Source organism: Streptomyces sp. JLYT201, assembly GCF_059448825.1.
The window spans coordinates 6951205-6963510 of the sequence record NZ_CM182551.1; the positions used below are offsets into that span (position 1 = coordinate 6951205).

The 12306-nt window shown below is 71.9% G+C and carries 7 protein-coding genes and 1 pseudogene; all 8 read left to right on the top strand.

Going from position 1 to position 12306, the window contains the following annotated elements; translation table 11 throughout:
* Positions 1-75 precede the first annotated feature (75 nt).
* The 8 genes and pseudogenes from AC5WAM_RS29370 to AC5WAM_RS29405 all read left to right on the top strand — a co-directional run bounded on the left by AC5WAM_RS29370 (position 76) and on the right by AC5WAM_RS29405 (position 12264).
* Entirely contained in the window at positions 76-255 is a 180-nt protein-coding gene (locus AC5WAM_RS29370; RefSeq protein WP_366795609.1) for a hypothetical protein, read from the top strand.
* Positions 252-455 carry a hypothetical protein gene (locus AC5WAM_RS29375; RefSeq protein WP_495519386.1) on the top strand — a complete coding sequence of 68 codons (204 nt, stop codon included), beginning with the start codon at positions 252-254 and terminating at the stop codon, positions 453-455. The genes AC5WAM_RS29370 and AC5WAM_RS29375 overlap by 4 nt, the downstream gene beginning before the upstream one ends.
* A gap of 166 nt (positions 456-621) precedes the next feature.
* A complete protein-coding gene (locus tag AC5WAM_RS29380; RefSeq protein ID WP_366795623.1) occupies positions 622-1122 on the top strand; it encodes an NUDIX domain-containing protein in 501 nt (166 codons plus the stop codon).
* A 150-nt stretch (positions 1123-1272) separates the two neighbouring features.
* Complete coding sequence (locus AC5WAM_RS29385; protein WP_495519387.1) at positions 1273-2178, top strand: radical SAM/SPASM domain-containing protein; 906 nt, start codon at positions 1273-1275, stop codon at positions 2176-2178.
* Positions 2179-2196: 18 nt separating this feature from the next.
* Positions 2197-3003 carry a BUD32 family EKC/KEOPS complex subunit gene (locus tag AC5WAM_RS29390; RefSeq protein WP_495519388.1) on the top strand — a complete coding sequence of 269 codons (807 nt, stop codon included), beginning with the start codon at positions 2197-2199 and terminating at the stop codon, positions 3001-3003.
* A gap of 272 nt (positions 3004-3275) precedes the next feature.
* A pseudogene (locus AC5WAM_RS29395) lies at positions 3276-4355 on the top strand (sensor histidine kinase); the annotation flags it as partial.
* 587 nt (positions 4356-4942) lie between these two features.
* Positions 4943-5683: a response regulator gene (locus AC5WAM_RS29400; protein WP_495519389.1), complete on the top strand. Its 741-nt coding sequence runs from the start codon at positions 4943-4945 to the stop codon at positions 5681-5683.
* A gap of 326 nt (positions 5684-6009) precedes the next feature.
* On the top strand, positions 6010-12264 hold the full coding sequence (locus AC5WAM_RS29405; protein ID WP_495523671.1) for a DNRLRE domain-containing protein: 6255 nt from the start codon (positions 6010-6012) through the stop codon (positions 12262-12264).
* The last annotated feature ends 42 nt before the right edge of the window (positions 12265-12306 follow it).

Below are 12306 nucleotides of genomic sequence, written 5' to 3' on the forward strand. Positions count from 1 at the left end.
TGTAGGCCGATGCGGTTGCGTAGAGGCAAGGGAGATCGCCAGGGATCGCGGTCGATCATCAGACGGAGTGACGCCATGGCCGATGAGCAGCGCAGTAACGCCGTTGGGCGGGCGGGTGACGTCGAAGAGCTGACGGCGCTCATAAGGGTCGGTGGCTTTCGGAAGCAGGTGCCGGACTGGTGGCCGCGTGTCTTCGACCCGCCTACGCCGCGGATCCTGCGCGCCGTCGAAGACGGCCTCGGGAGGCTGCTGTGAACCCGGACCGGGGGCAGATGGTCTACGACTCGGTGAAGCGGTCTGTCGGCAGGGTCATGGACGCAGAGGGGCCCTTCGTCCAGCTCCGTTCCCGGGCTGGGCTCGCCTGGGACGCCGAGCGCGAGAACCTGAGTCCGGCCCTGTCGGTGGACGAGCTTGCCGCAGCCGATCAGGTCGATCTCACGGCGTTCGAGCTGTGATGGCCGCGAAAACCCAAGCCTCTGGGCCTGGTTGCTGCGGAGTTGCAGCGGTCATCGCCGAAGTGTGCTTCATCGTCAGCGCCGTCCTGCTCGTGGCACTCGCCTTCACCCGTTCTTTGTAACTCAGCTTCGGCACAACGAAATAGGAGTAATGATGCACGGCGACATGGACCCGACCGGCCAGCCTCCGAGGCGACTCGGATGTCTGGTCTTCGTCCTCAATGAGGGGGAGGAGGTGTTGATGGTCAAGCCGAAGTACAAGCGCGCCGGGGAACGGCTTGGGTGGCAGCTGCCGGGCGGGAACGCGCATGAGGGCGAGGACATTGCCGCTGCCGCGGCCCGTGAGCTGCTGGAAGAGACAGGGCTGCGGCGTCCGATCTCGCATTACCTCTGTACTGATCAGGTCCCGGAGAGCGAGGAAGGCACGAGCACCGAAGGCATCAATTTCGTGTGCGACGGGGGGCAGCTGTCGGTTGCGGAGGCCGCGGCGGTCATCTTGCCGGACGCGGCCCGAGACGAGCTCGCAGCCCTGACCTGGGTGCCCATGAGCCGACTGCACCAGTTTGCGTTCCCGTATCAAGTCCGGCGGATCCGCAACGCTGCGAAGGCGCGCGCGTGGGGCCTGAAGCAGCCGCTCTATGTGCTCGGCGAGGCCGCCACCGCGTAGCCACAATTCCCGTCCGGTTGTGCCGGACGGTACGGCTCGCTCAGCGGCCCCGGCGCGGGTCCGAGCGGGGGAATCGCCCGACCTCTTGCGGAGCGACCGACACGTAAGGGGAGGGACAAGTGCGGTAGCCCTACGAGGGAAGGACGGCATGTGACGCCCATCGGAGCGAAGCGGGAAGGAACTCCTGGCGCCGAGTCGCTGTGGCTCGACGTGACTCGCAGGTGCCAGCTCAATTGCGGGCATTGCTACAACTCGTCCGGACCGGACGGTGACCACGGCACGATGACCCGGAACGACTGGTTCAGCGTGCTGGGCCAGGCGGCGGAGATCGGCGTCAGCAATGTCACGCTGATCGGTGGAGAGCCCACGCTGTACCCCCACGCGATAGAGGTAGCGGAGCGCGCTCTGGCTCTCGATATGAAGGTGGAGGTCTACAGCAACCTGGTTCACGTCTCGGAGCGTTGGTGGGCCGCGCTTCAGCGGGAGGGCATGTCGATTGCCACCTCGTATTACTCGAACAAGCCCGCGAGGCATAACCAGGTCACTCGTCGCCCGAGCCACGCCAGGACTCGCGACAACATCGCCAAGGCGATCAGCTTGGACATCCCGATCCGTGCCGGCGTCGTCGGGAACAGGAAGCGACAGATCTGGACCGCGAAGCGCGACCTTCGGATGATGGGCGTGGAGGAGATCGGCGCCGACCGGATCCGCGAGTTCGGACGGGGAGGCGGTGGTCAGGAACCGGACGCCTCGAACCTGTGCGGCATGTGCGGTGACCGCAGGGCCTCGATCGGCCCCAACGGTGAGGTGTCCCCGTGTGTTTTCTCCACCTGGATGGGTGTTGGCAACGTCCAGGACGCCTCGCTGGCCTCTATCCTGAGCGGCCCCGCGCTGGCTTGGGCGGTCGCCTCCATCGAAGGCGCACGCCGAGGCAAGGAGAAGACGAAGGCATGTCGTCCCGACTGTGTCCCCCAGAATCCGTGCGACCCACGCTGCGAACCGAACGCCGCGTGCCGCCCAGGGACCCCGCACAGCGAATGCAAGCCCAGGAACTGACGCACGAGGAGAACTGGCATGACCGGCCTTCCCGACTCGCACTTTGAGGAACTGATCCATCCGTACACGGGAGCAGTCGGTCACGTCCGGACTCCGGCCCGCGGATTCAGTTCGGACTTCGCCGCGGTCGTCGAAGGTGAGAAGGGCCGGTTCTTCGTCAAGGCCATGTTCAACGTTCCCGGAGGGCGGAAGGACTCCCTTCTCCGGGAACAGGCGATCAATCCGTTCGTCCAGCCCCTCTCTCCATCGTTGGTGTGGAGCGCGGGCGGTGACGAGGACGGGTGGATCATCCTCGGGTTCGAAGCCATCGAAGGTAGGGCATCGCGTTTCGAGAAGGGATCGTCAGACCTGAGCGCGGTGGTCGAGACCCTGGACCGCATCGCAGGACTGGGACTTCCTGAGGCCGCGAAGGGCTGGTCGGAGGACCGGTGGGACAGGTTCGCCACCAGCGCCTCTGAGGCGGCTCTCTTCCGTGGAAACACCCTGGTCCATTCGGACATCAACCCCAGCAACATCATCATCGGTGAACGAGGAACGTGGGTGGTGGACTGGTCGTGGCCCACCCGGGGAGCGGCGTTCATCGACCCCGGCTGTTTCGTCGTGCAGCTCATCGCAGCCGGGCACACGCCGGAATCTGCCGAAGGCTGGGCTTCCCGGTGCTCGGCTTGGACGAGTGCCGACCCGAGGGCCATCGATGCGTTCGCCCTGGCCAGTCTTCGGATGCACCGCTACTTCTCTGGACGGGACCCGCACGTTCCCTGGCTGACGGCCATGGCGGAGTCGGCGGAAGCTTGGGTTGAGAGGCGTCGACGACCGGATGCGTAGTCGTTGCCTGCCTCACTGTTTCCGTAGGTGCTCTCTGCCCGGTCGGGCGGCCTAGGGCCCCGGGCCGCCGCCCCGGCGATGGCCGCGTTGCTCCGATGTGGAGTACGTCACTCCGTAACGCCCCGCAATCCGGTGTCGCCGCCCCGAAATGGGTGTCGCCACGGATGGATTTCGGCCAGCCCCCTGTCCAAACTGGTCCGGTTCGACGGGAAACGTCGTGCGCGTCCGGTCCGGGAGGATGGGGGTGCTGTGGTGGGGAGAGAGGGAGTGCGGTGTCGTTGTTCTGGCGGATCTTTTCGATGAACGCCGTCGTGCTCGTGGTCGCCGCGCTGCTGCTTCTCAGCCCCATGGTCACCGTGTCCAGCCCGGTGCTGCTCGGCGAGGCGCTCGTCGTGCTCGGCGGGGGCGTGGCGATGCTCGTGGCCAACGCCGTGCTGCTGCGGGTGGGGCTCGCCCCGCTGAAGCGGCTGAGCCGGGCCATGGCCGCCGCCGATCTGCTGCGGCCGGGGGCCAGGACCGCCGTCGCCGGGCACGGTGAGGTCGCCCAGCTCATCAGCACCTACAACGCCATGCTCGACCGGCTGGAGAGCGAGCGCGCCACCAGCAGCGCCCGGGCGCTGTCCGCCCAGGAGGCCGAGCGCCGCCGGGTCGCCCGGGAGCTCCACGACGAGGTGGGGCAGACCCTCACCGCCGTGTTGTTGCAGGTGAAGCGGGTCGCCGACCGGGCGCCGGAGCCGCTGCGCGAGGAGCTGAGCGGGGTGCAGGAGACCACCCGCGGCAGCCTCGACGAGATCCGGCGCATCGCGCGGCGGCTCCGGCCGGGCGTCCTTGAGGACCTCGGCCTGGTGAGCGGCCTGCGGGCCCTCGCCGGGGAGTTCGGCGAGTCCGGCCTCACCGTCCACGACCGCTTCGACCCCCGCCTGCCCCGCCTGGACGGTGAGGCCGAACTCGTGGTGTACCGCGTCGCGCAGGAGGCCCTCACCAACACCGCGCGGCACGCGGGCACCGGCCGGGCCGAGCTGGCCCTGCGCTGCGTACGGGACGGGGTGGAACTGGTCGTCCGCGACGGGGGCCGCGGCCTGCGCGATGCCGCGGAAGGCTCCGGCATCCGGGGCATGCGGGAGCGCGCTCTGCTCCTCGGCGGACGGCTGACGGTGGGGGCGGACCCGGCCGGGGCGGATCCGGCCGGGGCGGATCCGGCCGGGGCGGATCCGGCAGGGGCGGATCCGGCAGGGGCCGGTACGGGCACGGTCGTACGCCTCTGGATCCCGGCGCGCCGCACCACCACACGCCCCTCCGGGGCCGACTGCGCTGCCGCATCCCCCGCATCCCCCGCATCCCCCGCATCCCCCGCATCCCCCGCGTCCGCCGCGTCCGCCGGGTCCGTCGGGATTGACCGTGCCGCCGCGTCCGCCGTACCCGCCGCATCCGCTGCGTCCGCCGGGTCCGCCGGGATTGACCGCGCTGCCGCGTCCGCCGCGCCCGTCGGGGCTGGCCGCGCCGTCGGTTCCGCCGGGTCCGCTGGTTCCGCCGGGTCCGCTGGGTCCGTCGAGGCTGACCGCGCCGCCGGGTCCGCCGGGTCCGCCGGGTCCGCCGGGACCGACCGCGCCGCCACATCCGTGGCACCCGCCGGGGACGACCCCGCCGCCGCATCCGCCGCAACTGCCAGGACCGGCCCTGCCGCCCCATCCGCCGCACCCTCCGAGACCAACCGCGCCGCCGCCCCCGCCGGGACGGCCCGCGCCGCCGCGTGCTCCCCCGGGCCCGACGGCCCCGCCCCGTCGACGGGGACGGCCTCCGCTGCCGTGCCCGCCGTCGGCGCGACCCTCAGCGCACCCACCGCACCCACCGCATCCAACGCGCCCGCCGCGTCGGCCGACCCCCCGACCACACCCCCCACCCCCTACGCCCCCGTCACCCCCCACCCAGAAGGCCCCGCATGACCGGCACGACCGTGAGCATGAGCGCGACCGCGACCGCGACCGCGACCGCGACCGCGACCGCGAACGCCAGCGCGAGCGCTGCCGCTTCCGGCGCCGCGCGGATTCTGCTGGCTGATGACCATGCCTTGGTCCGCCGTGGGGTGCGGCTGATTCTCGACGGGGAGGAGGACCTCTCCGTGGTGGCCGAGGCGGGGGACGGGGCCGAGGCGCTCGCGTTGGCCAGGGAGGTGCGGCCGGATCTCGTGGTGCTCGATGTGGCGATGCCGCGTCTCACGGGGCTGCAGGCGGCCCGGGAGCTGTCCCGGCTGCCGGACGGGCCCCGCATTCTGATCCTGACCATGTACGACAACGAGCAGTACTTCTTCGAGGCCCTCAGGGCCGGGGCGTGCGGGTACGTGCTCAAGTCCGTCGCCGACCGCGACCTCGTCGCCGCGTGCCGGTCCGCGATGCGCAACGAGCCCTTCATCTACCCGGGCGCGGAGAACACCCTCATCCGCAAGTACCTCGACCTGCTGCGGCAGGGCCGGGCGCTGCCCCGCAAGGCGATCACCGACCGCGAGGAGCAGATCCTGAAGCTCGTCGCCGAGGGGCACACCTCCAAGGAGATCGGCGATCTGCTGACCATCAGCGCCAAGACCGTGGAGCGGCACCGCGCGAACCTGCTCCACAAGCTCGGCCTGCGCGACCGGCTCGCCCTGACCCGGTACGCCATCAGGGCAGGCCTGATCGAGCCCTAGCCCGCGCTCCTGAAGGACCCCGCCGACGGCCCCGTACGACCGCCGCTCGGCGATGCCGTGCTGCCCACGCACCCGCCCCACCTAAACGCCCGCGCACACGCCCCGGCCGAGCGCCCCACCGAGCGCCCCACCGAGCGCCCCGCCGCGTGCCGCGCCCAGACCCCACACCCCCCCCACAGCCACCACCACCGCACCCACACCAAGGGGAGACTGTGCACCACCGCAGTGAACACGCGCCCGTACCCGAGGACACCGGGTACCGAAGACGCCGCCGGTTCGGCGACGGGCCCGCGCCGAAGGCGATCGCCACCGGGCTCGCGCTGCTCATGGCCGTGTCGTGTCTGTACGGCGCCGAGGCCGCGACGGCCGCGCCCGCGGAGCCCACCGCGGACAAGGCCGCGAAGCCCGCCGCCACGACCGCCGCGGACATCGCGTCGGCCCGGGTCGCCGCCCGCCTGAACGGCAAGCGGGTCGAGGCCCTGGCGGAGCGCACCGAGACGTCGACGACCTGGGCCAACCCGAACGGCAGCCTCACCACCGAACTGACCGCGGGGCCCACCCGGTTCGAGGACGAGGAGTCCGGCCGGTGGCGGGACGTCGACCTCGACCTGGTGAAGAACGGCGACGGCTCGGTGGAGCCGAAGGCCCACCCGCGCGGCCTGGAGCTCGGGGCGCCCGGCGGCAAGCGCCTGGCCCGCATCGACCAGCACGGCACCGCCCGCGACCTGGTCACCCTCGGCGAGGGCGAGCAGCGCATCACGCTCCGGTGGCAGGGCGGTCTGCCCGCGCCGAAGCTGGACGGCACCCGCGCCACGTACGAGAACGCCGTGCCCGGCGCCGACGTGGTGGTCGAGGCCACCCGCACCGGCTTCGAGCAGTTCGTGGACATCAAGCGCAGGCCGACCGAGCGGAACTACGGCTACACCCTGCCCCTGCGCGCCAAGGGCCTCAAGGTCGTCCAGCACAAGGACGGCAGCCTCACCTTCACCGAGCGCCGAGGCAAGAAGGACCAGCGGCGGGCCGTCATGCCCGCGCCCGTGATGTGGGACGCCACCGTCGACCCCGTCTCCGGCGAACACACCCGCCGCGCCCCGGTGAAGATGAAGGCCGTCCAGGTCAAGGGCGGCGTCGACCTCGTCGTCACCCCTGACGCGGACTTCCTCGCCGACCCGAAGACCACGTACCCCGTCACCGTCGACCCGTCCACCTCCGCCCTGGCCAACGTCTTCGACACCTACGTCCAGCAGGGCGAGACCCGGGACTGGTCCACCGACACCGAGCTCGACTTCGGCAACCCGGGCACGAAGAACGCCAACGGCACGCCGCGCACGGCGCGTTCCTTCATCTCCTGGGACACCCGGCCGGTCCAGGACGCGCTCGTCATGGACGCGAAGCTGTCGCTGTGGAACTTCCACTCGGCCAACGAGAAGGACTGCAAGGCCCAGCCGTGGGAGGTGTGGTCCGCCGGAGCCGCGTCCACGTCCTCGCGCTGGACCGCGCAGCCCGCGTGGACCGCGAAGAAGGCGACGTCGAACGAGACCCGCGGCAACCCGGCGTGCACCGCCGCGCCCGACGGCTGGATCAACGCCGACGTCACCGGCCTCGTCCAGGAGTGGGCCTCGGCGAAGGCCGCCCGCGGCCACATGGGCCTGCGCGCCGCGAACGAGACCGTGGTCGCGCAGTGGAAGCGGGTCAACTCCGCGAACGCCGCGACCCGACCGCCCAAGCTGACCGTCACCTACAACTACCGGCCGCGCACCGGCACCAAGCAGGAGGCGGGCCCGCCGTACTTCTCCTACGGCGGCGCGTACGTGGTGAACAGCCTCACCCCGACGCTGCGCGACACCTTCACCGACGCGGACGGCGACAAGGTCAACGGCACCTTCCAGATCTTCGACACCGCCACCGACAAGCAGGTCGGCAACGTACTGGTGTCGAAGTGGGTGCCGTCCGGGCAGGTCGCGTCGGTGACCGTGCCGACGGGCGTGCTCGCACACGGAAAGACGTACAAGTTCCGTACGTCCCCCTATGACAACGCGCACTACAACACCGGCTGGTCGGCGTGGAAGACCTTCACGGTCGACACCTCCGCGCCGTCCGCGCCCACGAAGGTCACGTCCACGGACTACCCGAAGGACGCCTGGGTGAAGGGCGCGGGCAAGCCCGGCACCTTCACCGTCACGCCGCCCGGCTCCGACCACAACTGGCTGGAGTGGTCCCTGGACGGCGTGACCTGGACGAAGGAGCCCACCGGCGGGGCGAGCGCGGCGAAGAACATCTCCGTCACCCCGCCGAAGGACGGCACGCACACCCTTCAGGTACGCGCCGTCGACAAGGCCGACAACAAGTCCGAGGCCGTCGAGTACACCTTCCACGCCGGTCCCGGCGGCTTCGTGCAGCCGTCCGACGGCGAGCGCACCGCGCGGCGCCTGCCGCTGCTCGCCGAGGCCGACGGCGACACCTTCGACGAGGTGTCCTTCTCGTGGCGCCGCGCCGAGGCCGACGACTGGGTGCGGATCCCCGCCGAGGACGTCAGCGCGGGCGGCAGCGCCCTCGACGGCTGGCCCGTCGCCCTCACCAAGGGCCGCAGCGACAAGCTGGTGTGGAACGCCACCGACACCGTCGACCCCGACGGCAGCGTGCAGATCAAGGCCGACTTCACCGGGCCGAAGGGCGCCACGGGCAGCACCGCGCCGCTCGCCGTCGTCGTCGACCGGAACGCCAGCGACGCCGCGACCGCCGAGACCGGCCCCGGCTCGGTGAACCTGCTCACCGGTGACCACACCCTGTCCGCCACGGACGCCTCCGCGTTCGACCTGTCGGTGAGCCGCACCGCCTCGTCGCGGACCCCGGACAAGGGGGCCAAGCAGGAGAACCAGGCGCCGATCTTCGGCAAGGAGTGGGTGGCGGGCACCGCCGCCGAGCTGACCGACTCGGACTTCTCGCACCTGCGGAAGATCTCCGCGACGGCCGTGGCCGTCGTCGACGCCGAGGGCGAGGAGACCCACTTCACCGCGAACGCGGCCAAGAGCGCGTGGATCCCGGAGCCCGGCTCCGAGGACCTCACGCTCAAGGGCGGCGTCACCGGGTCGTTCACGCTGACCGACACCGAGGGCACCGTCACCGAGTTCACCCGCACCGACGCCGCCGCCACCACCTGGCAGGTGTCCAGCACGCTCCTCGACGGGCTCGCCAACTCGACGACGACCATCGTGTCCGAGTCCGTGACCGTCGACGGCAAGAAGCTGGCCCGCCCCAAGCGCGTGGTCGCGCCCACCTCGGCCGCCTCCGCCGCCGCCTGCACCGCGACTCCGGCGACCAAGGGCTGCCGCGTCCTGGAGTTCGTGTACGCGGACCGCACGACCGCCTCCGGCGACTCCTTCGGCGACCACGAGGGCCGGGTCAAGGAGCTGCGGCTGTGGGCCACCGCCCCCGGCGCCGCCGAGGCCACCGCCAAGTCCGTCCAGAAGTACGCCTACGACGGCGCCGGCCGGCTGCGCCAGGCCTGGAACCCGCAGATCAGCCCGGCCCTCAAGTCCGCCTACGACTACGACGCCGCGGGCCGGGTCACCACGTACACCCCGCCCGGCGAACTGCCCTGGACGTTCACGTACGGCAAGGCGGGCAGCACCGCCACCGCCGGTGAGGGCATGCTCCTGAAGGCGTCCCGCTCCGGCCTGAAGCCGGGCACCACCGGCACGCAGGAGGGCACCGCGAGCACCGCCGTCGTCTACGACGTGCCGCTGACCGGCGCCAAGGCCCCGTACAAGATGGGCGCGGCCGACGTGAAGACGTGGGGGCAGCTCGACGCCCCGACGGACGCGGCGGCGGTGCTCCCCGCCGACGCCGTGCCGTCCGCGCACTCCGGCGACGAGCTGGCCCCGGCCGCGTACCGGCGGGCCGACGTGCACTACCTGGGCGTGTCGGGCCGCGAGGTCAACACGGCGACGCCCGGCGGGCACCTCACCACCACCGAGTCCGACCGCTTCGGCAACACGGTGCGCGAACTGAGCGCGGCCAACCGCGCGGTCGCCCTGGGCCTGACCGCCGCCGACAAGGCCGTCCAGGCCGACCTGGGCCTGGCCGGACTCACCCCGGCGGAGCGCGCCGACCTGCTCGCCACCCGCTCCCTGTACAACGACAGCGGCACCCGCAAGCTGGAGGAGCTCGGCCCGCTGCGGCGCGTCGACCTGACGGCCGACCTGAAGTCGGGCGCCACCACCCTGGTCCCGGCGGGCACGTCGGTCGCCGCGCGCGGCAGGACCCTCAACGAGTACGACGCCGGGCGCCCCTCGGACGGCACCGCCAAGGTCAAGGACCAGGTCACCAAGGTCACGACGGGTGCCGAGGTCCGTGAGCACCCGGGCGTCCTCGGCGAGAGCCGCGTGACGCAGACGGTGTTCGACTGGGCCAAGGGCCAGCCCGCGAAGACGATCCAGGACCCGGGCGGGCTCGCGCTCACCACGACCACCGAGTACGACGCGCAGGGCCGGGTCGTCAAGCAGCTCCTGCCGGGCGCGAACGGCTCGGACGCCGGGACCCGCGTGACCACCTACTGGTCGGCGACGGGCAGCGGCCGCTGCGCCGGGCGCCCGGAGTGGGCCGACCTGGTCTGCGAGGTCGCGCCCGGCGGCGACGTCACCGGCGGCGGCAGCCAGCCCAAGGAGCTGCCGACGTCCACCACCGAGTACGACTGGTGGGGGAGCCCCGCGAAGGTCACCGAGACCGCGAACGGCGTGACCCGCACGACCACGACCACGTACGACGACGCGGGCCGCCAGACCAAGGTGGCCGTGACCGGCGGCACGGGCGAGCAGGTCCCCCAGTCCACGACCGAGTACGACCCGGCCACCGGACAGGCCGTGCGGACGACGTCGCCCACGGGCGGCAGCCTCACCAAGACGTTCGACAGGCTGGGCCGCCAGGTCGCCTACACCGACGCCGACGGCGGCACCACCACCACCGAGTACGACCTGCTCGGCCGCCCGGTGAAGGTCACCGACACGGCGCCGTCCACCGTCACGTACACCTACGACACCGCGGCCGAGCCCCGCGGCCTGGCCACGAAGACCGTCGACTCCGTCGCGGGCACGTTCCGGGCCACGTACGACGCCGACGGCTCCGTGGCGAGTGAGCAGCTGCCCGGCGGCTACACCCTCACGCAGACCGAGGACACCGCGGGCGCGGTCACGGACCGCACGTACACGCGGGACAGCGACGGCACGACCGTCTACTCCGACACCGTGACCAAGTCGGTCCACGGTCAGGTCACCGAGCACGCGGGCTGGTCGGGGCAGAGCTACCGCTACGACGCCACGGGGCGGCTGACCACCGTCGAGGACACCGCGGAGACGGTGTGCACGCGCCGCGCCTACGGCTTCGACGCGCGTGCCAACCGCACGTCCCTGACCACCGCGTCCGGCACGCCCGGCGCCGACTGCCCCGCATCGGGAGGCACCACCGCCAAGCACGCCTACGACAGCGCCGACCGGCTCGTCGACCCGGGGTACGCCTACGACGCCTTCGGCCGCACCACCACGGCCCCCGGCAACGGTTCGCTCGGCTACTACGCCAACGACCTGGTGCACCGGCAGACGGAGGGCGGCAAGCGGCAGACCTGGCAGCTCGACGCCGCGCTGCGGTTCCGCTCCTGGACCGTCGAGTCCGGCTCCGGCTCCTCCTGGGCCAAGGAGCAGTCCAAGGTCAACCACTACGACAGCGACGGCGACAACCCCCGCTGGATCGTGGAGGACACCGCCACCGGCGCCCTGACCCGCATGGTGGACTCCGCCTCCGGTGACCTGGCCGCCACCACGGACAGGACCGGCGGCGCGGTGCTCCAGCTCACCACCGTCCACGGTGACGTGGCGCTCCAGTTGCCCCTCGACCAGAGCCGGGCGCCCGTCGCGCTCGACTCCGACGAGTACGGCAACCCGCGCACGGGCCAGGCCGCGGCCCGCTACGGCTGGCTGGGCGGCAAGCAGCGTTCGGCCGAGACCCTCACCGGCCTCACCCTGATGGGCGTGCGCCTGTACCACCCGGCCACCGGCCGCTTCCTGTCCGTCGACCCGGTCTACGGCGGCGGCAACAACGCCTACGAGTACGTGGGCGGCGACCCCGTCAACCGCTTCGACCTCGACGGCAAGTGGTGGAAGAAGGTCAAGCGCGGCCTCAAGCGGGTCGGCCGCAACGTCCGCAAGAACTGGCGTACGTACGCCGGGTACGGCGCGACGGCGGCGTGCATCGTCGCCTCGGCGGGCACCTGCGCGATCGCGAGCGTCGCGGTGTTCGCCGCGACGTCCGCCGCCGACGGGCGCGGCGGCAAGTGGCGGACGAAGAAGTACTGGCGGTCGACGGCCAAGTCGGCGGCCTGGACCGCCGTGGGCGTCGGCGCGGGCCGCTTCGCCGCGGGCTCCTGGTGGAAGTCCAGCAAGGGCTTCTCCCGGGGCGGCAGGCACGCCGCGGGCCGCGGGCGGCACGCCAAGCGGTTCTCCTACCGCAGGACGGCGTGGGGCTACGCGGGCAACGCGTGGACGGGCACGCTCACCTGCGGGATGAGCTGGAAGTTGCGGTACTGCTAGCGGCAGTCCCGCCCGGTCAGGGGGCGCCGCGCCGCGCGCGGC